Here is a 22,661-nt window from a genome sequence, read left to right as displayed (position 1 = left end):
CGTTTGGCAAAAAGTGACTCGCCGTAAGGGCGAAAAGGTGAGTCAGCGTCGCCATCGCAAATGGAGTTTTCGACATATCAAAACCAACGCTTAAGCTTTTAGCTTTTTTGGTGTGGGCATTCACACCGAGCAGACATTCGTTCGCGCAGGTGGCGCCAAGTCACCTTTCCGCCCTTCCGGCGGGTTACTTTGGTCTTGGCCAAAGTAACCAAAGCCGTCCGCTCCCATCATCCGGCCCCTACGCTTCGCTCCGGGGTCCCCTCGCTCCGGGCTTGCTCCCGGGAGGACCGCGCTGCAGGCCCCATCCTGGGGCCCAGCGCTTGACGGGCATCCATGCCCGTCACCTCCCTTCGCAAGCCCTGCGCTCGGCCTCCTGAAGTCGCAATCTGCGTCGCCTGAACTACCGCGCGCTTAAAAGCAAAAGCAAAAGCAAAAGCAAAAACAACGGCAACGGCAACGGCAACGGCACGAACCGCGTCTGATCAACGATCCTTGAACTGTGCCTCGCGCTTGGCGATGAATGCGGCCATGCCTTCTTTCTGGTCTTCGGTAGAGAACGCCGCATGGAACACCCGGCGCTCAAAGCGCACACCCTCGCTGAGGGTAACTTCGAACGCGCGATTGACGCTCTCCTTGACCATCATGCTCACCGGGATCGACTTGCTGGCAATGGTCGCCGCCACTTTCAGCGCCTCTTCGACCAACTCCGCCTGCGGCACAATGCGCGCCACCAGGCCAGCACGCTCGGCCTCTTCGGCGCCCATCAGGCGGCCGGTCAGGCACAGTTCCATGGCCTTGGCCTTGCCCACCGCACGGGTGAGCCGCTGGGTGCCGCCCATGCCCGGCAGCACGCCAAGGTTGATTTCCGGCTGACCAAATTTGGCGTTGTCCGCAGCAAGGATAAAGTCACACATCATCGCCAGCTCGCAGCCGCCGCCCAAGGCGAAGCCGGATACCGCAGCAATGATCGGCTTGCGCCGGTTGGCAATGCGGTCAGCATCGCTGAACAGGTCATCGACGTAGATCTGTGGGTATTGCAGGTCGGCCATTTCCTTGATGTCAGCGCCAGCGGCAAAGGCCTTGGCCGAACCCGTGAGCACCACACAACCGATGTTCGGATCTCGCTCGAGCTGGTCCAGGGCCTGGTTGATCTCGCCAACAATCTGCGCATTCAGCGCATTCAGTGCCTGCGGGCGGTTGAGGGTAATCAGGCCGACCTTGCCGTGAATGTCCAACAGGATGGTTTCGAATGCCATGCAGTCTGCTCCTTCAAAGATTGCGCGCAATGACCATGCGCTGAATGTCGCTGGTGCCTTCGTAGATCTGGCAAACCCGAACGTCGCGGTAGATCCGCTCCAGCGGGAAGTCACTCAGATAGCCATAACCGCCCAGGGTCTGCAAGGCATCCGAACAGACCTTTTCGGCCATTTCCGAGGCAAACAGCTTGGCCATGGACGCTTCCACCAGCGCCGGGCGCCCGGCGTCACGCAGCGCGGCGGCGTGCAGCACCATCTGCCGGGCCACGGCAATTTTGGTCGCCATGTCGGCCAGGCGGAAGGCCACAGCCTGGTGTTCGATCAGCGCCTTGCCAAAGCTTTGCCGCTCATTGGCGTAGTCACGCGCCACTTCGAACGCCGCACGGGCCATGCCCACAGCCTGCGAAGCGATACCGATGCGCCCGCCTTCCAGGTTGGCCAGGGCAATCTTGTAGCCCTCGCCTTCTGCGCCCAGGCGGTTGGCCACCGGTACACGCACGTTATCGAAGACGATCTGGCAGGTGTCGGACGCGTGCTGGCCGAGCTTGTCCTCGACCCGCGCCACCTGGTAGCCCGGCGAATCAGTGGGCACGATAAAGGCGCTTATCCCTCGCTTGCCGGCCTCGGGATCAGTCACGGCAAACACGATCACCACCCCGGCGTTCTGCCCGGAGGTGATGAACTGCTTGCTGCCATTGAGCACATAGTGGTCACCGTCCAGGCGCGCTCGAGCCTTCAGGCTGCTGGCATCGGAGCCAGCCTGGGGTTCGGTGAGTGCAAAGGCACCCAGCATCGCGCCAGTTGCCAGGGGGGTGAGGAACTGCGCCTTCTGCTGCTCGGTGCCAAAACGCAGGATGGGTACACAGCCTACCGAATTGTGCACGCTCATGATCGTCGAGCAGGCACCATCGCCAGCGGCGATTTCTTCCAGGGCCATGGCGTAGGCCACGTAACCGGTGTCGCTGCCGCCCCACTGTTCCGGGACCAGCATGCCGAACAGGCCCAGCTCGGCCATCTCCTCGATGGCCTCCTTGGGGAAGCGGTGTTCCTTGTCCCACTGCTCGGCAAATGGTTTCAGGCGTTCCTGGGCAAAGGCGCGTACCGCATCGGCGATCTGTTGTTGCTCGTCAGTTACCAGCATGGTTCACCTCAGTACAGGCATTCGACGGCCATGGCCGTGGCCTCGCCACCGCCAATGCAGATGGCCGCCACGCCGCGGCGCAGGTTGTTCTGGCGAAGGGCCGACAGCAGGGTCACCAGGATGCGTGCGCCCGAAGCGCCGATCGGGTGGCCAAGGGCACAGGCGCCGCCGTGGATGTTGACCTTGTCGTGGGGCAGGTCAAGGTGTTTCATGGCCGCCAGGGTAACCACGGCGAAGGCCTCGTTGATCTCGAACAGGTCGACTTCGGCCAGGTCCCAGCCGGTGCGTTTCATCAATTTGTCGATGGCGCCGATCGGCGCGGTCGGGAACAGCGCCGGGGTGTCGGCGAAGGCCGCGTGGCCGTGAATCACTGCCAGTGCTTTGAGGCCGCGCTTGTCGGCTTCGGAGCGGCGCATCAGTACCAGCGCCGCAGCACCATCGGAAATCGAGCTGGAGTTGGCTGCGGTCACCGTGCCACCTTCACGGAAGGCGGGCTTGAGCTGCGGGATCTTGTCCAGGCGCGCCTTGGGCGGCTGCTCGTCATCTTTGATAACGCGCTTTTCCTTGACCTCGGTGACTTCCACCGGCACGACTTCGGCGGCAAAGCGGCCGCTGCTGATCGCGTCCTGGGCACGGGTAAGCGAGGTGATAGCGAACTGGTCCTGGGCTTCGCGACTAAAAGCATTGGCCTGGGCGCAGTCTTCGGCAAAGGTGCCCATCAGGCGGCCTTTGTCATAAGCGTCTTCCAGGCCGTCCATGAACATATGGTCGATGATCTTGCCGTGGCCCATGCGGTAGCCGCCACGGGCTTTGTCCAGCAGGTACGGGGCGTTGGTCATGCTTTCCATGCCACCCGCTACTACTACGTCTGCGGTGCCAGCCAGCAGCAGGTCATGGGCCATAATCGCGGCCTGCATGCCCGAGCCACACATCTTGTTCAGGGTGGTGCAGGTGGTGTGCTTGTCCAGCCCGGCCCCCAGCGCCGCCTGGCGTGCCGGCGCCTGGCCCAGACCGGCCGGCAGTACGCAACCGAACAGCACTTGCTCGACACTGGCAGCATCGATGCCGGCACGTTCCACGGCACCACGAATGGCCGCGCTGCCCAGTTGTGGCGCGGTCAGGCTTTTCAGGTCGCCCTGCAGGCCGCCCATGGGCGTGCGCACGGCGCTGACGATTACGATCGGATCATTGGCGAGGGTCATGTTCGCTCTCCTTACTTGGCAGCCATGCGCAGTGCACCGTCGAGGCGGATCACCTCGCCGTTGAGCATGCTGTTCTCGATGATGTGACGGGCCAGCGCAGCGTATTCCTGCGGGCGCCCCAGCCGTGGCGGGAACGGCACGCCGGCAGCCAGCGAAGCACGCACTTCCTCGGTCATGCCAGCCATCATCGGCGTTTCGAAGATGCCCGGGGCAATGGTCATCACGCGGATCCCGAAGCGTGCCAGTTCGCGCGCGGCCGGCAAGGTCAGGCTGGCAATGGCGCCCTTGGAGGCAGCGTAGGCAGCCTGGCCGATCTGGCCGTCATAGGCAGCGATGGAGGCGGTGTTGATGATCACGCCACGCTCGCCGGCCTCATCGGCAGGCCCTTCGGCCATGGCTGCAGCGGTCAGGCGCAGCAAATTGAAGCTGCCGACCAGGTTGACGTTGATGACCTTGGCGAAGCTGGCCAGGCCATGCGGGCCCTGCTTGCCCAGCACCTTCTCGGCACCAACGATGCCGGCGCAATTGACCAGCCCTTGCAAGCTGCCAAAGGCGCTGACGGCTGCATCGACGGCCGCCTGGGCAGCCTGCTCGTCGCTGATGTCAGCCACGGCGAAGCGGGCGTTGTCACCCAGCTCCCGGGCCTTGGCCTCGACGGCCTGGGCATTGAGGTCGACCAGCATGACCTTGGCGCCGGCCTCGACCAGCATCTGCGCAGTGGCAGCACCCAACCCGGAGGCGGCGCCGCTGACGATGAAGTGTTTATTGGCTATGTGCATGATCGGTTTCCTTTCAGGCGCTGGCAGGGGTGGCCTGTTGCGCTTGTTGTTTGGCGACTTCCTGGTTGCGCAGGATGAAGCGTTGCAGCTTGCCGCTCGGGGTCTTGGGCAGCTCGCTGACGAATTCGATTTCGCGGGGGTAGGCATGGGCATACAGGCGCTGGCGTACATGCTGACGCAGCGTTTCTTCCAGCTCGGCACAACCTACGACGCCTTGGGCCAGCACCACGAACGCCTTGATCAGTTCGGTACGTTCCGGGTCCGGCCTGCCGATGACTGCGGCCTCGACCACCGTGGGGTGCTCGATCAACGCGCTCTCGACGTCGAACGGCCCCACGCGATACCCGGACGTGGTAATCACGTCATCGCTGCGGCCAACGAAACTGATGCTGCCATCAGCGTTAAGCTCGACGGTGTCGCCACTGAGGTAGTATTTGCCGATGAACGCCTTGGTCGGCAGGCCGTGGTAGCCGCCGAACCAGCAAAGGGGCGATTGCTCGCGGTCGACGGCCAGGGTGCCCGGCTGGCCAGTCGGCAGTTCGTTACCCTGCTCGTCCAGCACCACGATGCGATGGCCGGGGATGGCGAAACCGGCCGACCCCAGGTGCACGGGGTGTGACAAGCCATGGTGGTTGCACAGCACCATACCCAGCTCGGTCTGGCCGTAGTGGTCGTGGATGGTCACGCCCAGCTCGTCGGCGAACCAGCGGATCACTTCCGGGTTGAGCGGTTCACCGGCACTGCTGACTACGCGCAGGCGGCCTTTGACAGGCGCCGAGAACGCACTGCCGGCAGCAATCAGCAAGCGGTAGGCGGTGGGCGAGCCTGCCAGGTTGGTGATGCCCAGCTTGTCGATCACCCGCGCGCAACTTTCGACGCTGAACGGGCCATCGTAGAACGTGGTGGCATGGCCCAGCGACAACGGGCCGGTGACCGCGTAGTACAGGCCATAGGCCCAACCCGGGTCGGCCAGGTTCCAGAAGTTGTCTTCGCTGCGCAGGTCGATGGCGTCGCGCATGTAGCCCTGAAACGCGACAATGGCACGCAGCGGCACTTCCAGCGGTTTGGCCGGGCCGGTGGTGCCTGAAGTGAACATCAGCAAGAACGGGTCGTTACCCGAGCGCATTACCGGCTCACAGTCGCTCGCGGCACCCTCCAGGCACTGCTGGAAGTCCAACTCGCCGACGCGGGCATTGACCGTGATGATGGTCGGGCAGGCATGCACGTCGTCCAACTTGCCCCGGTTAAGGCTGTCGGTAACCACTACGCGGGCATGCGACTGCTCAAGGCGGTGCTCGATGGCCTTGGGGCCGAACGCTGTGAACAACGGCTGATATACGGCGCCAAGGCGCCAGGTGGCGAGAATGGTGACAAGCAGCTCGGGAGTGCGTGGCATCAACCCAGCCACCCGGTCACCGGCGCCTACGCCTCGTGCTTTGAGCACATTGGCAAAACGGGCAGCCTGCGCCTTGAGCTGGTCGAAACTGTACCGCACAGTGTTGCCATCGCGGTCTTCGTGGATCAGCGCCAGCTTGCCGTCACCGGCATGGCGGTCACAGCATTCGACACAGGCATTGAGGGCTTCGAGGTGGCCATGCAGCGCCGCAGCAGCAGCCTGGCCATGGTCGAACGCACGAGCAGCCTCAGTGTAATCGCGCATCGTCAGACTCCTGGTTTCTTGTTTTTGGAGTTAACCATCGGTCTGACGATGTTCGCGCCGCTCATGCACGGCGGCAATGGCCAAAGCTGTCAATCTGGATGACTGGTTTGGCCGCCTTGCAGATCAGGCGGCGCCCCGGCGCAGGCTATGCAAGTAAGACTCGGTCAACCCTGCCATCAGTCGCTCTGTATCGCGTAGTTCCTGATCGTCCAGATCAGCAAGCTGCGAACGCAGGTGGTCGACCGGGACGGGTGGCTGGATAGCGCGCAAGTTTGCCCTGCGCTGGAGATAGTCGGTTCTGAGTGCCTCGAACAGCGCGCGGTGCTGCTCACGAAGGCAGGTTTGCCAGAACAGTCGACTCAGCAGGCTTTGAGTCAACGCCTCCATCGTTTCATTGGCGAGGACAACCGCAGCCACGCCGTTGACTTGTTGATCGCTCAAGGCGACAGAGTCCGGGTAGCGCATCGCCCGTGGTTGGCCCGGCAAATCAAGACGCTCGCGCAGGCGCACGCGGTAGGCCAGTGCCAAGGCCGAGCGCCCCACCTGTTCATCCTCGCCGCCCTGGCGCAGTATCGCTCGGCGGGCTTGCTGCCATACCTGATCAAGCCGAAACAGCTGCCGGCCGAATGCCATCAACTGTGCCCGTTGCGTCACGTCTCGCGCATCGGTTTCAGCCTTGGCCAGCAACACTCTCACATTCACTTGACTGAACCGATCGCTGACCATGTCCGCGCAAGAAACCGGTTGATTGGCCTCTGCAAAAACGCGTATCCGCAATGCCGGACTGCCCTCGATCGCCAGCAGCGCAGCCCATACATCACGCGCAAGTGCGTCTCGACCACCTTCGGCAACTGCCGATTCATAATCAGCCGTCTGCTCCAGCAGCGCCAAAATACGGAACAAGCCTGCGCTGTCCGGTTCGGCCAACAGCCCGTCCCACAGCACTGCGCGCGCAGCTCGATCAATCTCGGGGACATGCTGCAGCCACAAGGATCGCGCATTAAGCAAGTCGACCCTGCCCATCGGCTCTGGCAAATGCCCATGTTCCTCGATGGGGTCCAGCGCGAACAACCGTTGCAACTGCCCCCCGGTTAGCGGGTTACGGTCGACGAGAAGTGACTGGCGCCAGGCATACGGCATTGCCATCAACGCTTCCGGTGGTGCCAGCAACTGGTTGTCGCGCAGGTCACAGTGCATCAGCAAGCCACACAGCTCAATCCGGCTGGGCCACGTGCTTAGCTGGCAGTGGCGCAGGGTCAGGTGAGTCATGGCCGAGAAATGGTTGAAGTCAAGGTGGAGGTCTTCCAGCCGGTTGTAGCTCAAGTCAAGCTGGGACAAGCCCGTCATTGCCTGCAAGACTCCGACTGCTTGCGCATTGAGGCGGATCTGATTGTGCGCCAGGCGCAAACGTCGCAGTTGCGGCAGGTAAGCAACCCCGAGCGGAATGTTGCGCAGCCGGTTGAAACTCATGTCCAGCTCGGTCAGCGTGGTAAACGGGCGCAAGAAGTTCACTGGCACCGTATCGACCGCCGACTCCTGCAATTGCAAGCTGGTTACACGGTGGAAATCGATGACAACCGGTAGCTCCGGCAAACTGTTGAGCAGCATGCCACTCAGCGACAGGCGCTGACCTGTCGCAGTGCCCGCATTGTCGTAGATCCAGTCGCCCTGCAAGCGCCAAGCCCGCAGAATGACGTCGGCCACGCGACGCCGGAGTATCCGGCGCCCTTCGCCCAGTTCGGCGCTGCTCCAGCGATTGAGGTGGCGAATCAACTGATCATGGTCATCCTCAAGCTCGACGAGGCGCTCATAGGCCGGCCGCTGCCCGCTTGCAAGAAGCGCCTGTTCCTGATCCAGCTGCGTCTCATCCAGCCCTGGATAAAGCTGGCGCAAACGCTCCCGCACACGCGCAGGGAATGAACGGCTATCGCCCCCAGCCCGGCCACTGAGCAGGTAGCCAACCCGGCCGTCTGGCAAGCGTCGCCCAGGGTTCAGCCACTGCGGCTGGGGCGGCCATTGCAGGAGTTCGGCAACCCCTTGGTGCGTGGCAGGAAGCCTGGCCAGCAGTCGCTGGCGTAGCTGGGCCCCAGCGTCGCCTTGAACAATGCCAAGCGCTGCGCGATGCTCAGGCGCCAAAGCCGCCGCAAGCATTTCGTACACGCTTGCCGGGTTACCAGGGCCGAACGGCAACCCACGACCCAGGCCATCGTAAAGATCGAACCGCCCCTCTTGGCGCACCACTATTCTGCGCACGAGGGGGTCCACAGCGGTACCAATGGCCTTTAGCAAACGCCCGTCCGGTCCACCATCGCGCAATTCCAGGCTGAGCGCTTCGCAAGACACGCCCGCGCCGCTTTCCACTTCGCCCTGAAGTAGCGCGAAAGCCAGTTGGCCAGTTTCGTCCCGGTAGCTGGCGGGCAGGTAAAACCCCTCGAGCGTACGGTTCAATCTGGCCAGGCGCAGCAGGGAGCGGGCCTTGTTCGCGAGCCCCAGCGTCACACGCCCACTTGACGTTGCCAGCAACCGCTCACCTTCGCTGGCCTGTACGACCAGCGCCTGCGCATAGGCATCCGGCAACCCGGTAAAATCACGTTTTATCAAGGTCAGCAGAGCGTCAGCACCAGCGGGTGGGCTGCTCAGGTGCTCTAGAAGAGGCCCCTGCAAGGCCGCTCGCTGGCGCAACAGGACGTCGTTGTCGGTACTGGCACAACGAGCCTGGCACCACGCCAGCAATGGGCTGTCTTGCGTGGCAAGCGAGTAGCGGGTGAGGCGAGTGAAAAACGACTCGATGCGTGCATCGGCCTCGAAGCGCCGCAAGGTCTCGCGCAGGTTCACAGGCGCCGGCCGGTTTTCTACCAGCACGCCCCGCAACTCTTCTGCATCCACACCGGCCACTTGCAACACCTGCGCGGCCCGCTGTGCATCAATCGCAGGATGCTGCGGCCACAGGCTATCGAGCATCACGCCAACATCGCTCCAGCGTTGCGGTTGATCCTGCAACAGGCGCCAGCCGCGCTCACCGTTGTGCAGCACGGTCGGCCCATGCACCTGGTCCCCGCCAGGGTGATGCAGGCGGTATGGGGCTTCAGGCTCACTGCGCTGTACTTCATAGTAACGCTGCCCCCTGCGCATCCAGCGCCTGTTCTCGTCACCATAGAGCCCGTCATCACGCAGGGCGATGGTGCCTGGGTTCGACTCATAGGGCGTGATGTCATCGGAACACAACCGGCCACGCCGCCCTCCCACATTCACCGGCTGCAGGCTATCGACAAAGGTGCTGCGCAAAAAGCTCACAGCGCCCACTGTCACCGCTGTCGCAGCCACCGTCTCGGCAACCCCCAGCATGTGCTCCAGCGCCTCGTGCTGGTGCCCTCGGGCCCAGTCCTTGACGCCCTCGAAGACTTCGCCAAGCGTCTGCGCCACCAGTTGGCCGAGCAGTAGCGCGCCTACGACAGGGATGAAAAACCCTGCCAGGTTGAGCAAGTCGAGCCCTGCGGCATGCCAGGCCGCATGGCGAGCGCGGGCGGCGGCAGCATCGGCGTCTGCGGTGGGGACCAGTAACAGCCGGGCGTCGTCCTTTACCCGCTGCAGCTGTTGCGCGGCCAGCGCGGCGAACAGGTCCCCAGATGCTGTAGCCCCCTTCAATGCCAGATCGGGCTGCGCGTCCTTGAGGCGTGCACTCAGCACACTTGCGATGCTTGCCCGATGTCGCAAGCTGATCAACTGAATGAAGTAGTCCCGGTAGGCCTTCCCTTGCAATGCTGCAGCCATCGCAGCGTTCATGGCCTCTGTGGAGTCGAAACGGCGCAGAGCCTGCACGGGATCGCTGGGCAGGTAGAGAACCACACCTCGGTCCTGGCCAACACTGTCTCGTAAACGAATGAACAGGCCGTCAGCCACAGGCTGGCCCAGCACCTCCAGCAAGCCGGGGTAGCCATGCAGGCCAGTGTCTGAATGGGCACCACCCCCGTCTACCATCTTGCCCAAGGCCTGCTGCACCTGCTCGTCGATGTCGCCCTTGAGCGTCGCAACCTGCGCAGCCAGTACCAGGCCTGAACGTTTGTCCTGGGCAAGAATGCCTTCGGTGGTCGCATTGAAAGTACGCTGCAGCTCGGCCTGGTAGAGCCTGCCCACGTCCAGCGCACGGCATGTCGCAACCAGTTGCTCGGGCGTACCGGTGAACACATCATCCCGTCCAGGGAGTACCAGCCCGGTGCCCAGGTAAAACGATTCGTCAGGGCCGAAGTTGCCCATCAGCCTCAGCAAACCGTCGCGCCGGGTCGCCGAATACTGGTAAGTCTGCTGAAACGTGCCGGGCAATGTCCCAACGCGTGGTGAGACCTGCAGCCATTCCAGCCCTGCGAGGGTCATGCCTTCAGGCAGTGGCTTCACCAGCACGGCCAACAGGCTCTGTTCGGCGAACACCTGCAGGGGTTGCAGGGTCAGCGTGAGCCCGCGCAGGCGGGCCTGGCTGGCGTGGTGGGCATTGAGGCTGCCGCGCAGGGCGACGATCTGAGCCTGGCTGGCGCGTTTCAGCCAGTCGGGTAGCCTGGCAGCGATGAAGTCATCGGTTGCTTGTTCATGGCTGATCACAGGGTTGAAAGTGCTGGAAGTCATGGATGCCCCGGGAGCGAGAGGTGAGCTGGCATGCTCGCCAACTTGCCCAGGGCAAGGCACACGGAAATACAACCGTGACCGTGATTCGACTGCCTGCTGCCTTCAGGACTGCGCCAGCAGCGCTTCACGGGTCAAGCGCAGGGCCAATGCATCCAGCGCCGCGTCGCGGTCCTTGCCCATCTGGTTGGCCTCTTGCACATAGGCGGCGCTGCCGAGTGCCTCCTTGCGCTCATCGAGTGCCTGCAATCGGGTGTCGAACCCTTGCTCGAGCGCCTCGAACTCTTCTGCACATTGCACACGCAGCACCGGCAACCAGAAATCACGCTGGCTGATGAACACCGCCAGTTCGTCGCTGGCTTCAGCCTCTTGCACAGCTTGGTAGACCCTTTCCAGATCATCGTGGGTCACCCCGGCAATCGCGCGAAACTGCATGGTACGTGGTTGACCGATCAGATCGAGCCTCCCCGATAGCCCGGTGCGGTAGGCGAGGCTGACTTCTACCTCGTCCACCGCTTCACCATCCCCGGGTTGCGGCCGGGCCTGGAAGTCCTGACGTGCAAACGCTTCCACACGGTCCAGCCGGAAGAGGCGCCGAGCCAATTGCAGGCGCGCGTCACGGGTGCTCAGTGGGTCGCCTCCATGGGTGGCCTGGAGCACTTGCAGGCGCACTTCAAGGTGGCCGAAACAACTGGCAACGCTGTCCACGCAAGTACGCGGATCAGCCGCCAGCTCGAACAGTTCCTGGCGCATGCGCGTGTCCTGGTTGAGCGCCTCGATCATGGCCCAGACACGCCGGCTCAGGTCAGTGCGCACCAAACGATAGTCCGAGCTCCCGGTAAGCTCGTCGAGCAGTTGGAAGAACGCAGTGCTTCCCGGCTCACGCAGCAAGGCTTCCCATTGGCGGCGTCGGTTGTCAATATCCGCCTCCTCCAGGGTAGCGAGCCAACTGGCCTTGCCATCCGCAGTTTCCACTGCCTCGCCCCCCACGTGCACGTGCGGAGCCCGGGCATACAGGCGCTCGGTGATGTGCGTGGCCAATGCATTGCCTTGTACAGCGATGACGCGACGCAGAGGCTCAGGGGCATCGAGCAATGCCGCTGGCAGATCGTTGAGCAAGTTGTTGCGCAGGTCAACATGTTGCAACATCCCCAACCACTCCAACCCTGCCGGCACCCGCAACAAACCGCAGCGGAACAAACGCAAGTCACGCAGGCCGGACAACTGATTGAAATGAAGGCTGATCGTACCCAACGGGTTCTCACTCAGGTCAAGCGTTCGCAATTGGGGTAACTCGGTCAGGGCGTTGGACTGACTCGTCGACACGCGAATGCGGTTGCGCCGCAGGTTCAGGTGCCTCAAGAGGGGCAGCCCACGCAGATGTTCAGGCAGGGCGGCCAAGCTGTTGTTGCTCAGGTCCAGGCTCTGCAAGCCGGGAAAGCTGCGCAGAAAACCGGCCGACAGGGTTTGCAGATGCAGCCCAACCAGCCGCAAGTCGATGACATGAGCAAAGTCTGTCCCGGCGGGTATGGTTGGCAACTCTCCCACCGGCCAACCGACGAGATTCACGCGCAAGCCGCTCGCCTCCCCACTGCCATCGACCAACTGCTCGCCCTCCAGCCGCCAGGCACGCCGGAAGGCATCAGCGACCTCCCGCCGGGTATTTCTCGCACGAGCCGACACCGCCACCGTCCAGCTTTGCAGGTGCTCATCGAGGCGCTGATACTCCTGCTCCATGCGCAGCAGGCACGAGTAGACCGAGCCAGGACCACGCAGCAGAATCTGCAGGAAACGCTCGACCTCTTGCTGATCGAAGCCTGGGTAAAGGCTGCGAATCCGCTGACGCAGAACCTGCCCTGAGGGCACCGACGATACGGCCCGACCACTGAGCAGGTAGCCGACCCGCCCGTCAGCAAGGCGCTGCAAGGACGAAGGCAGCGCGCGCGCCTCGCGCCAGCCGAGCAGACGAAGCAACGCCTGCCGCTGCGCTGGCACCCAGCCCTGCATCGCGGCCCGCATGCGTGCCAGGGCATCTTCACCAAGCCAGCCCTGACGCTGCCGATAGGCTTCTGGAAGGCACGCTGCCAATACTTCAAAAATGCCTTGCGGCTCAGCGACCTCCAGCTCGCTGCGCAACCCGTTTTCGTCATACAGGTCGAAAGCACCTTGTCGCCACACCAGCACAAGGGTTTGCTGACCCCTTGCTTCGGGAAACAGCCTTGCCAGCACGGGGCCGAATTCGGACTTGTCACGCAGTATCAGGTTGAAATGAGACTGCCCAAGCCCATGGCGCCGTAATAGCACGAACAGCAGTTCGACCGAATCGACGCGGTAGCTACCCCGCAGGTACAGCGCCTCGCGTAACCGGACCAGACGGGCTTCCTGCAGCAGGCCACGTGCTCGCTCTGCCAATGCCAGTGGCAGCCGCGCTTCGGTGCGCATGCGCAGACGAATTGCGTCATCGGCCCGATTCAGTACCTCGAGTGCATAGGCGTCCGGCAGTGTCGGGAAGTCTCGTTTCACCAGGCTTACCGCCTCGTCATCGATCAGGTACCGGCTGGAGAAGTGCTCCAGCAAACGCGGGCGCAAGCTGACCGCGCTGGCCTGGATCAAAGCGGTCTGCTCGGCCTCTACCACGCCTGCCAACCCCAGGCTATCGACACACCAGTGCCAGATGTCGGGCTCGGCCTCGCTTGGCGCTGCAGCCTGGAAAAACCGCTGGATACGCGCGTCCACCGTGAATCTCTCCAGGGTGTCGCGCAAGCGGACCGGCAAACGCCGCCCTTCAACCAGCAAACCCCGCAGGTGCGCCTCGTCGACATCGGCAACCTTGAGGATCTGCGCTACGCGCTCGCGTTCCAGCCCCCTTGCCGATGGCCAAAGCCGGCTCAACAACTCAACCTCGCCCTGCCACTCCAATGGGCGCTCCAAGGCCAGACGCCATGCACGCTCGCCATTACCTTGCAAGCCAGGCCCAAAAGCGCCGGGCTGCTCTCGATGCAGCAGGCGCCAGGTGCCACGGGTATCCTGCGCCACCCGGTAATACCCTTGCCCATCACGCCACCAGTGCCCATTACCATCGCTGTATAACCCATTGTCCAGTTCGACCAGTGGCACGCTGGGGGCGGGCTGGCGGTAGGGTTGCAGATCATGCCGCCACAAGCGTTGCGCACCCGCTTCGGTAGTGACAGGTTCCAGCGCATCGAAGAACGCACTACGGGCTGCGACTACGCCTCCTGCCACCAGACCTGTGGCCGCAAAGCTGGAGGCCAGCTGCAACAGGTGTTCAAGGGCTTCGTGCTGATGCCCTTGGCTCCAGTCATTGACCCCTTCATAGAGCTGGCCAAGCAATTGCTGTCCCCAGTCGATCAGCAACAGCGCGCCAATCGCTGGCACAAACAAACCCGCCAGGCTCAGTAACGCAAGGCCGGCGCTTTCAAGTTCGCGCTGTCGCCGGGCTGCGGCCGTGGCATCCGCCTGCTCAGTGGGTACAGCCAGAAAGCTTGCGTCGCGCTTGACCCGCTGCACGTGCCAGGCGGCCATCGCACTGAACGCGCCTGAAGAGCTCGGCACCAATACAGGTTGCAGGTCGGGCTGGTCATCGCCCAGACGCGTGGCAAGCAAAGTCAGGTAGCGCGCCCGGTCATGTAGCGTTGTCCGCTGGGCGAAGGCCTGGCGGAAACTGTCGTCTGCCAGGGCCACAACCAGCCCCCGGTTGGCCGCTGACCAGTCATCGAAAAAGCGCAACGGCTGCTGTGGATCATCCGGCAGGTAGAGCAGCACTCCCCGGGTTGTGTCCGGTAGAGGGATAGGGTGGCTAGGCCGCGCCCATGAGCCCAGCAGCTCGAATGCCAGCACGCCATCCAGTTGGCAACTCAATACCTTGAGCCCCCCCACCACCACTCGCTGGCTTTGCGGATGGCTGACTGCCACGCCGCGAATCGCCTGCTGCACCATGCGCAGATCATGCTGGGTCAGTTGCTCCTTCATGCTCGCCGTCTGCACCGCCACCGCCAGTTCAAGGCGCTTGTCCTCGGCCAGGGCGCGTTCGAAGTCATCGGTGTACACCTGCGCCAGGTGCCTCTGGTAGGCTGCGCCAACGTCCGTACTGCGGCACAGGCTGACCAGGCCATCAATGTCACTGCACACTACCTGTTCGCTTGGCGCGCCCGCCTGCGCAGCTTGCACCAGAGCAGTCTGGGCAAAGAACGACTCAGCGTTCTCGAAGTTTTGCACCAGCTTCTGCAGCGCAGGGCCTCTGACGAAATAAGACGTGAATTCGCGTATCGTCCCTTGCGAAATATCCAACCGACGGCGCTCTTCCCGCCACAGCGCAGTATCCAGGTCAAGCGTCACGCCCATCCTGGCCTTAATGGCCGGCTCGAGCAAATTCTTGGCGAATGTGTGCAGTGGCTGAAGTTGCCGGGTCGAGACCGACAACTGCCTCTGGCTGGCGAGGTGAGCCCTGACCTTGGCGCGCAGGCGCTCGATTTGCACCCCGCTGGCATTCTTCAGCCAAGCGGGCAGGAGCTCGGCAGTGAATTCAGCATCGGCATTTTGCACGCGGGTGTCGGTATCAGTCTGTGGCATGGTCGCTTTCCTGGGTGGGGGACGACCGATAACCTGCCTACACACCACCACCAGCGGCAGTGGGAATCACCACCCTTCAGCCAGCCGCCCCCCGGGCCTGGATCAGCGCACGGTAATGCCCAGGGTTGCAGCCGAACCACTTGCGAAATGCCTTGTAGAACGAACTGCCATCGGCGAACCCCAGGCGCTCGGCGATTTCCCCCATGGGCGCTTCGACCTGGCTCAACCAGGCAATGGCCAGTTCACGCCGGACGCTGTCCTTGAGCACCTGGTAGCTTTGCCCCTCCTCCGCCAAGCGACGACGCAAGGTTGACGGAGACAGGCACAAGTCTCGTGCCAGGGCATCGGCATCCGGCCAACGCGACGGGTCCAGTTGTAGCAAGTCGGCGCGAATACGCCGCGCCAGGCTGGATGGATCACGGTACTTGACCAGGATGTTGCCGGGCGCCTCGGCCAGAAAGCGCTGCAGGTCCTCGGGGCTGCGGCGCAGTGGCACGTCAAGGCAATCTGCACTGATGATCATGCGGGTGCGCGGCCGCTCGAACTGCAGATTCTGCGAAAACATTACCCGGTAATCGTCGCAGTAAGGTGGTTCGGCACAGCGCAGCTCGATGGCCAGGATGGCGATACGTCGCCCGGCCAGCCAGCAGGCCACGCCATGCACGATCATCCAGAAGGTGAAATAGGTGAACGGGCGCCGTGGGAGATCGCGCGGCTCATTGATGACAATCTCGGCCAGGCCCTGCTGACGCACCAGGCTCGGCTGCAAGTCCTCGAGCATCAGCGATAGAAACGCCAGCGCGGTTTCCAGGCCATCGCCCAAGGTGGGCTGGGCCATGCTCGCGCGGCACAGGAACGCCAGGCTGCCGCTGCGCAGGCCGCGCGGGTCCATGGCAAAGAACTCGTCATTGCAACGCCGCGCCAACAAGCGCCAGAGCCGGGCATACGCCTCGGCGCTGACCCGTGCATCCGGTGCCTGCAACTGCCCGGCGTCAATACCGGCGCGGGCCAGTAATCCCACATCCGGCTCACCCGCCGGGCAGGTCTGCAACAAGGCTTCGCGCACCAGTTGCATGGAAATGGTGTCTTTCTCGCTCATCAACTGTCCATCAGGTTATGCCGGCATCTCAGGCCGGCTCAAAGGCTGGCCGCCAGGCCCAGGAATGCCTGGATCAAGCGTAACTCACGGCGCCGCTCCAGGCAGCCAACCATGTGCTGGTTGACCAGCCCCTGCCCGCCCAGCGGTCGCGCCACCACCCGGGGGTCGTTGGCCACTTCCGTGGACGACACCACACCGATGCCCAGCTGCGATGCCACCGCCTCGGTGACCGCCTCACGGCTGTCCAGCTCCAGCAGCACCCGTGGCTGCACACCGGCAGTAGCGCAGGCCTTGTCGAAGGTGCGCCGGGTGGTCGAGCTGGGTTCGCGCAGCACCATGATCTGCTGGTGCAGCTCGGCCAGGGGCAAGTCGCCTTCGCCGCCAGCCCAGGCATGGCCCGCTGGCAACAACGCGCACAAGCGCGATTCGCACAGGTTCTGCAGGTACAGGCCCTTGCGTGGCTCGATCTCGGTCAGCACCGCCACGTCGGCATGTTCCGACAACAGTGCAGCCAGTGTCTCCTGGGCGTTGCCCAGCCGCAAATTGACCGTGATGCCGGGGTAGCGCTCGCGTAACTGCGCCAGCATGGGCATGACCCGGTGCGGCCCGTCTGCGGCCACCTCCAGGCGTCCGGTCAGCAACTGCCGGTTGGCTTCGAGCATGGCCTGTGCCTCTTCCGCCAGGCCGAACATGGCCCGGGTGATGGCCGCCAGGCGGGTGCCCTCTTCGGTCAACTCCACGCGCCGCGCGGTTCGCCGCAGCAAGGTGATCTGGTAGTGCTCCTCCAGGGCCTTGACGTGCCCGGTCACCGCCGGCTGGCTGATGAACAGGCGCTCGGCAGCACGGGTAAAGCTGCCCTCACGGGCCACGGCGTCGAAGGCACGTAGCTGGAACAGGTTCATATTTATCGGCCTGACTTATAGCTGGGATAACAACAAACAATTTGATTGATGGCAGCCCGAATTGCAACCTAGGCCCCGTAGTTTCACTCCACCGCTTGTGAGGAAAAACGGAATGAGCAACGCCCCTATCTTGCTGACCCCCGGTCCCCTGACCACATCAATCCGCACCCGCCAAGCCATGCTGGTGGACTGGGGCTCTTGGGACCGTGACTTCAACCAGCTGACGGCCAGCGTCTGCGAGCAACTGCTGGCGATCATCGAGGGCACCGCCAACCACCACTGCGTGCCCCTGCAAGGCAGCGGCACCTTTGCCGTGGAAGCGGCCATCGGTACCTTGGTGCCACGCGACGGCAAGGTCCTGGTGCTGATCAATGGCGCTTATGGCCAGCGCCTGGCAAAGATCTGCAAAGTGCTGGGCCGCACCTACAGCACCTTCGAAACCGCCGAAGACCAGCCCACCACTGCCGCTGATGTCGACAGGCTGCTGGCTGCCGACCCGGCCGTGACCCACGTGGCACTGATCCACTGCGAAACCAGCACCGGCATCCTCAACCCGCTGCCCGAGATCGCCCAGGTGATCAAACGCCACGGCAAGCGCCTGATCATCGATGCCATGAGCTCGTTCGGCGCGCTGCCGATCGATGCCCGCGAAATCCCCTTCGAAGCGCTGATCGCCGCCTCCGGCAAGTGCCTGGAAGGCGTACCCGGCATGGGCTTCGTCTTCGCCGAAAAAACAGCCCTGGCTGCCGCAGAGGGCAATGCCCACTCGCTGGCCATGGACCTGTACGACCAGCACGCCTACATGGCCAAGACCGGGCAGTGGCGCTTTACCCCGCCCACCCATGTGGTCGCGGCCCTGCACGAAGCACTGCAGCAATACAACGAAGAAGGCGGCCTGCCTGCGCGCCACCAACGCTATGCCGACAACTGCAAGACCCTGCTCGACGGCATGGCCGCCATCGGCCTGCGCAGCTTCCTGCCAGCCGACATCCAGGCGCCGATCATCGTCACCTTCCACGCACCAAACGATCCTCGCTACCAGTTCAAGGACTTCTACGAGCGGGTCAAGGCCAAGGGCTTCATCCTCTACCCGGGCAAGCTGACCCAGGTCGAAACCTTCCGCGTCGGCTGCATTGGCGTGGTCGGTGCCGATGGCATGCAGGCCGCCGTGAATGCTGTGGCCGAAGTGCTGCGGGAAATGGAAGTGCTGGACATCTGACCCTTTGCCCACCCGAATTCAGGAATTAGCGCACATGAACTACAGCAACCCCCCCCAGCTGCAAGCCGCCATCCTCGACTGGGCCGGCACCGTGGTCGACTTCGGCTCTTTCGCCCCCACCCAGATCTTTGTCGAGGCCTTTGCCGAGTTCGACGTGCAAGTGTCCATCGAAGAAGCCCGTGGCCCGATGGGCATGGGCAAATGGGACCACATCCGCACCCTGTGCGACGTGCCGGACATTGCCGAGCGCTACCGCAAGGTGTTCGGCCGCACGCCGACCGACGATGACGTCACCGCCATCTACAACCGCTTCATGCCGCTGCAGATCGAGAAGATCGCCGTGCACTCGGCACTGATCCCCGGTGCGCTGGACACCCTCACCGGGCTGCGCCAGGACGGCCTGAAGATCGGCTCGTGCTCGGGCTACCCGAAGGTGGTGATGGACAAGGTGGTGGAACTGGCGGCCCAGAACGGCTACGTGGCCGACCACGTGGTGGCCACCGACGAAACCCCTAACGGCCGACCATGGCCGGCCCAGGCCCTGGCCAACGTGATTGCACTGGGCATTGACGATGTGGCGGCCTGCGTGAAGGTCGACGATACCGTACCGGGTATTCTCGAAGGCCGCCGTGCCGGCATGTGGACCGTGGCGCTGGTGTGCTCGGGCAACGCGCTGGGGCTGACCTGGGAAGGCTTCCGGGCGCTGAGCGCCGAGCAGCTGGAAAGCGAGCGCCAGCGCATCCATGCGCTGTTTGCCGGCTCGCGCCCGCACTACCTGATCGACACCATCAACGAACTGCCCGAAGTGATTGCCGACATCAACCGGCGCCTGGCCAAAGGCGAGATGCCACAAGCCTTCTGAAGCCGTGCGTAAGGCCTGTAGATACTCTGTTGGCGGTCAAGCTTTTCCGAGGTGTTCAGCGCTGAAAAGCTTGGCCGTATCAAATGGTTCACCGGTGCGGATATCCCCCATGGCAATTTTGCCGGCAATGGCCCAATCGCTCAGGCTGGCCATGTCCTTGTAGGAGCAGCCTTGTGCTGCGAAGAGGCCGGCAAGGCAAAAGATCATCTTCGCCAGCTATGGCCTCTTCGCAGCACAAGGCTGCTCCTACAGCATGACTTGAACCAGTGCCTCCTTGGCCCGGTTCAGCGGCTGGATCAAGTAATCGAGGATGGTCTGCTCACCGGTGCGGATATCCCCCATGGCAATTTTGCCGGCAATGCCCAATCGCTCAGGCTGGCCATTTCCTTGTAGGAGCAGCCTTGTGCTGCGAAGAGGCCGGCAAGGCACAAGATCATCTTCGCCAGCTATGGCCTCTTCGCAGCACAAGGCTGCTCCTACAGCATGACTTGAACCAGTGCCTCCTTGGCCCGGTTCAGCGGCTAGCTCAGGTAATCGAGGATGGTCTGCTCACCGGTGCGGATATCCCCCATGGCAATTCTGCCGGCAATGGCCCAATCGCTCAGGCTGGCCATTTCCTTGTAGGAGCAGCCTTGTGCTGCGAAGAGGCCGGCAAGGCAAAAGATTATCTTCGCCAGCTATGGCCTCTTCGCAGCACAAGGCTGCTCCTACAGCATGACTTGAACCCGTGCCTCCTTGGCCCGGTTCAGCGGCTGGATCAGGTAATCGAGGATGGTCTGCTCACCGGTGCGGATATCCACCATGGCACTTTTGCCGGCAATGGCACAATCGGTCTGAATGGCCATGTCCTTGTGGAGCGGCCTTGTGTCGCGATCGGGCTGCGCAGCAGCCCCAGCAATCCAGCCCTTTTTGCTGAATCCGAGGGGCCGCTCTGCGGCCCGATCGCGACACAAGGCCGCGCCCACACAAGACTACAAAGCCGGGCGGATCAAGCAGGTAACCTGGGTCGCTTTTCAGTCTGGATCTGTACATTGAGTTGCCGCTGCAAGTTCCCAAAATGGGCCATCCCTGTCCTGAGATGCCCAGCCCCCAATGAGCACACATACCCGCACCTGCCGCCTCACCGTCCCGCAACTGGTAGCCATGAAAGGCCGGCAGAAGATCGTTTCGCTCACCGCCTACTCAAGCTCCATTGCCCGGGTGATCGACCCGCTGGTCGACTTCATCCTGGTCGGCGATTCCACGGCCATGGTCGGCTACGGCCGCCCGTCCACCCTGGGCATGCGCCTGGACGAGACCATCGCCCACACCCGCGCCGTGGTCGACAGCACCCGCCTGGCCTGCGTGGTCGCCGACATGCCGTTTGGCAGCTACCAGGAATCCCACGAACAAGCCTTTCGCAATTGCGCCCAGGTATTGGCCAGCACCGGCTGCGACGCGCTCAAGCTGGAGGCCAACCAGGCGTTGGCGAGCACCGTCGAATTTTTGGTCGCACGGGGTATCCCGATCATGGCGCACATCGGGCTGATGCCGCAGTTCGTCAATGCCATGGGCGGCTACAAGGCCCAGGGGCTAAGCCCGGACAGCGCGGCAGCGCTGCGGGCGGATGCGCAGGCCAACCTGCACGCCGGGGCTTTCAGCCTGCTGCTCGAAGGGGTGGCGGAGCCCGTGGCCCGCGCCATCACCCAGGCCAGCGACAAACCGACCATTGGCATTGGCGCCTCACCCGCCTGCGATGGCCAGGTGCTGGTCACCGAAGACCTGCTGGGGCTGGGGGGGGACCACGTGCCACGCTTCGTCAAGCAGTATGCCGACGTCGGCCAGGTGATTCGCGAGGCCTGCACCCGCTATGCAGGCGAAGTGCGCGACGGGGCGTTCCCTGCCCTGCACCACTGCTACGGGGTTTGAGCTTCGGCCTGAATCGCCTCGACCAGGCATTGCAGTGCAAAGGCAATATTCTTGCTCCAGTCCACTGTGCAGCACAGCCGCAGGTGGCTGCGCCATAGGCCACACTGGCTGAAAAGCTCCCCGGGGGCAATGACGATGCGCTGCGCCAGCAACCGCTCGAAGACCCGGCGCATATCCACCGGCCGGGTCGCCTGCAACCACAGGCTGGCCCCGCCTTGGGGCTCGGTGATGCGCAGGCAGCCCTGACCGTGAACGTCCAGTAGCGCGTTCATCTGCTGCAGGCGTTGGCGCAGCATGGGCCGCAAGCGCTGTACATGCAGCTCGACCCGGCGCGAGGTGAACAGCCTGGCGATGGCCTTTTGGCGAATCGGTGACAAGCGAAAAGCACGTTCCAGAAACAGCTGCTGCAACCGCTGGTTATGCTGCCGGCACAGCAGATAGCCAAAGGGCGCCTCTGCGCCGATCAGCTTGTCGAAGGTCGAAAACACAAGCAGCCGTTCAGGGTCGGCGAAGTCCCGGTAGCGCGGCGCTGACGCGTGGAAACACAACTCGCCGTAGCCATCGTTTTCAAACAGCCACACCGCGTGCTCGGCCAGCCAGCGGCAAATCTGCTGTTTGTCCGCCGCGGGCATCAAGCCACCTTGCGGCACGTTGGCCGCCGACGACAGCACTGCCAGGCGCACAGGCTGATCGCACAGCAGCCGGTGGAACTGCTGCAGGTCGAAACGCCCGTCATCACCCAGTGGCACTTCGATAATGGTCATGCGCGCAGCCTGCAACTGCCTCAGCACCGCCCAGTTGCAGGGCGACTCCACCAGCGCCACCTGGCCTTCCAGGTCGAGGGCGCGTAACGACAACTCTAGGATGCTGCGCAGGTCCGCGCCGATGAACACCTGATCGGCGCTCCAGTAATGCTGCGCCGAGCGGGTGTAGCGGTCGGCCAGCACGCTGCGCAACTCGGGCTCACCGAACGGCTGGAACAACGGTGCCAACGAGTGCGGGTATTGGCGCGCCAGTTCGCGCTCGATCATCAGTAACGGCTGTTGCAGCGACAGCAACATGGCCGGCGCATCACTGCCCAGGGCCAGCATGCCCGGCTGACGGGCGCTGGCGAAAACTGTGTCGAGCAGGCTCGGTGAATGCTGGCCACGCATGGTGGGCGCGCGGGATCGGCTGAAGTAGCCCTGCTTGGGCCGGGCATACACCCGCCCTTCGTCTTCCAGCAGCGCATAGGCGTACTTGGTACTGGATACCGAAACGCTCAGGCGCTGGGCCAGCTCGCGCAGCGACGGCAAGCGCTGCTCCACATCGCAGGGTGCTGCCTCGATCCTGTCGAGCAAGTAGCGGTAGACCGCCTGGTAGGTGTAGCTGGGCTTGTCGATCTGACTGTTGTCCATGGCGGCGACTGTGACGCATTGAACCCAACCCT

14 protein-coding genes are annotated in these 22,661 nt (G+C 63.3%); 3 read left to right on the top strand and 11 right to left on the bottom strand.

Features of this window, described 5'->3' with window-relative positions:
- Positions 1 to 482: 482 nt before the first annotated feature.
- From ABI582_RS15465 to ABI582_RS15425, 9 genes are all read right to left on the bottom strand, one after another.
- Complete coding sequence (locus ABI582_RS15465; protein WP_043198529.1) at positions 483 to 1,256, bottom strand: enoyl-CoA hydratase; 774 nt, start codon at positions 1,254 to 1,256, stop codon at positions 483 to 485.
- A gap of 13 nt (positions 1,257 to 1,269) precedes the next feature.
- The gene (locus tag ABI582_RS15460; protein WP_442119621.1) at positions 1,270 to 2,397 is read right to left on the bottom strand and encodes an acyl-CoA dehydrogenase; all 1,128 of its coding nucleotides are present in this window, start codon (positions 2,395 to 2,397) and stop codon (positions 1,270 to 1,272) included.
- Between the two features lie 8 nt (positions 2,398 to 2,405).
- The gene (locus tag ABI582_RS15455; RefSeq protein ID WP_442119620.1) at positions 2,406 to 3,599 is read right to left on the bottom strand and encodes an acetyl-CoA C-acyltransferase; all 1,194 of its coding nucleotides are present in this window, start codon (positions 3,597 to 3,599) and stop codon (positions 2,406 to 2,408) included.
- Between the two features lie 11 nt (positions 3,600 to 3,610).
- Entirely contained in the window at positions 3,611 to 4,378 is a 768-nt protein-coding gene (locus ABI582_RS15450) for an SDR family NAD(P)-dependent oxidoreductase (protein WP_442119619.1), read from the bottom strand.
- Between the two features lie 13 nt (positions 4,379 to 4,391).
- A complete protein-coding gene (locus ABI582_RS15445) occupies positions 4,392 to 6,038 on the bottom strand; it encodes an AMP-binding protein (RefSeq protein ID WP_442119618.1) in 1,647 nt (548 codons plus the stop codon).
- A 123-nt stretch (positions 6,039 to 6,161) separates the two neighbouring features.
- Positions 6,162 to 10,655, bottom strand: a complete 4,494-nt coding sequence (locus ABI582_RS15440) for an NEL-type E3 ubiquitin ligase domain-containing protein (RefSeq protein ID WP_442119617.1) — start codon at positions 10,653 to 10,655, stop codon at positions 6,162 to 6,164.
- Positions 10,656 to 10,757: 102 nt separating this feature from the next.
- A complete protein-coding gene (locus ABI582_RS15435; protein WP_442119616.1) occupies positions 10,758 to 15,242 on the bottom strand; it encodes an NEL-type E3 ubiquitin ligase domain-containing protein in 4,485 nt (1,494 codons plus the stop codon).
- 76 nt (positions 15,243 to 15,318) lie between these two features.
- Positions 15,319 to 16,341 (bottom strand): AraC family transcriptional regulator, encoded by a 1,023-nt coding sequence (locus tag ABI582_RS15430; RefSeq protein WP_442119615.1) that lies wholly within the window; start codon positions 16,339 to 16,341, stop codon positions 15,319 to 15,321.
- A 38-nt stretch (positions 16,342 to 16,379) separates the two neighbouring features.
- A complete protein-coding gene (locus tag ABI582_RS15425) occupies positions 16,380 to 17,243 on the bottom strand; it encodes a LysR substrate-binding domain-containing protein (RefSeq protein ID WP_442119614.1) in 864 nt (287 codons plus the stop codon).
- Between the two features lie 112 nt (positions 17,244 to 17,355).
- On the opposite strand from ABI582_RS15425, the gene ABI582_RS15420 reads away from it, so the two are divergent.
- Together ABI582_RS15420 and phnX are read left to right on the top strand one after the other, a co-directional pair.
- On the top strand, positions 17,356 to 18,462 hold the full coding sequence (locus ABI582_RS15420; protein WP_442119613.1) for a 2-aminoethylphosphonate--pyruvate transaminase: 1,107 nt from the start codon (positions 17,356 to 17,358) through the stop codon (positions 18,460 to 18,462).
- A 34-nt stretch (positions 18,463 to 18,496) separates the two neighbouring features.
- Positions 18,497 to 19,324: a phosphonoacetaldehyde hydrolase gene (gene phnX / locus ABI582_RS15415; protein WP_442119612.1), complete on the top strand. Its 828-nt coding sequence runs from the start codon at positions 18,497 to 18,499 to the stop codon at positions 19,322 to 19,324.
- Between the two features lie 707 nt (positions 19,325 to 20,031).
- Here phnX and ABI582_RS15410 read toward each other — a convergent pair.
- On the bottom strand, positions 20,032 to 20,169 hold the full coding sequence (locus ABI582_RS15410; RefSeq protein WP_442119631.1) for a hypothetical protein: 138 nt from the start codon (positions 20,167 to 20,169) through the stop codon (positions 20,032 to 20,034).
- Between the two features lie 247 nt (positions 20,170 to 20,416).
- Between ABI582_RS15410 and panB the strand changes: the two genes are divergently transcribed.
- Positions 20,417 to 21,232 carry a 3-methyl-2-oxobutanoate hydroxymethyltransferase gene (panB, locus tag ABI582_RS15405; RefSeq protein ID WP_442119611.1) on the top strand — a complete coding sequence of 272 codons (816 nt, stop codon included), beginning with the start codon at positions 20,417 to 20,419 and terminating at the stop codon, positions 21,230 to 21,232.
- On the opposite strand, the gene ABI582_RS15400 is transcribed toward panB, so the two are convergent.
- Entirely contained in the window at positions 21,220 to 22,629 is a 1,410-nt protein-coding gene (locus ABI582_RS15400; protein WP_442119610.1) for an aminotransferase-like domain-containing protein, read from the bottom strand. The genes panB and ABI582_RS15400 overlap by 13 nt on opposite strands.
- Positions 22,630 to 22,661 lie beyond the last annotated feature (32 nt).

The sequence above is a fragment of the Pseudomonas sp. SAS7 genome (assembly GCF_052112345.1).
GTDB classification, from domain to species: domain Bacteria; phylum Pseudomonadota; class Gammaproteobacteria; order Pseudomonadales; family Pseudomonadaceae; genus Aquipseudomonas; species Aquipseudomonas putida_Q.
Note: the sequence above shows the minus strand (reverse complement) of the source record. Positions and strands in the feature narration are given on the sequence as shown.

Coding starts and splice junctions, on each gene's coding strand:
- ABI582_RS15465 (WP_043198529.1), bottom strand. CDS start 1,256: ATGGCATTCGAAACCATCCTGTTGGACATTCACGGCAAGGTCGGCCTG.
- ABI582_RS15440 (WP_442119617.1), bottom strand. CDS start 10,655: ATGACTTCCAGCACTTTCAACCCTGTGATCAGCCATGAACAAGCAACC.
- ABI582_RS15410 (WP_442119631.1), bottom strand. CDS start 20,169: ATGGCCATTCAGACCGATTGTGCCATTGCCGGCAAAAGTGCCATGGTG.
- ABI582_RS15400 (WP_442119610.1), bottom strand. CDS start 22,629: ATGGACAACAGTCAGATCGACAAGCCCAGCTACACCTACCAGGCGGTC.
- ABI582_RS15420 (WP_442119613.1), top strand. CDS start 17,356: ATGAGCAACGCCCCTATCTTGCTGACCCCCGGTCCCCTGACCACATCA.
- panB (WP_442119611.1), top strand. CDS start 20,417: ATGAGCACACATACCCGCACCTGCCGCCTCACCGTCCCGCAACTGGTA.
- phnX (WP_442119612.1), top strand. CDS start 18,497: ATGAACTACAGCAACCCCCCCCAGCTGCAAGCCGCCATCCTCGACTGG.
- ABI582_RS15425 (WP_442119614.1), bottom strand. CDS start 17,243: ATGAACCTGTTCCAGCTACGTGCCTTCGACGCCGTGGCCCGTGAGGGC.
- ABI582_RS15455 (WP_442119620.1), bottom strand. CDS start 3,599: ATGACCCTCGCCAATGATCCGATCGTAATCGTCAGCGCCGTGCGCACG.
- ABI582_RS15435 (WP_442119616.1), bottom strand. CDS start 15,242: ATGCCACAGACTGATACCGACACCCGCGTGCAAAATGCCGATGCTGAA.
- ABI582_RS15430 (WP_442119615.1), bottom strand. CDS start 16,341: ATGAGCGAGAAAGACACCATTTCCATGCAACTGGTGCGCGAAGCCTTG.
- ABI582_RS15450 (WP_442119619.1), bottom strand. CDS start 4,378: ATGCACATAGCCAATAAACACTTCATCGTCAGCGGCGCCGCCTCCGGG.
- ABI582_RS15445 (WP_442119618.1), bottom strand. CDS start 6,038: ATGCGCGATTACACTGAGGCTGCTCGTGCGTTCGACCATGGCCAGGCT.
- ABI582_RS15460 (WP_442119621.1), bottom strand. CDS start 2,397: ATGCTGGTAACTGACGAGCAACAACAGATCGCCGATGCGGTACGCGCC.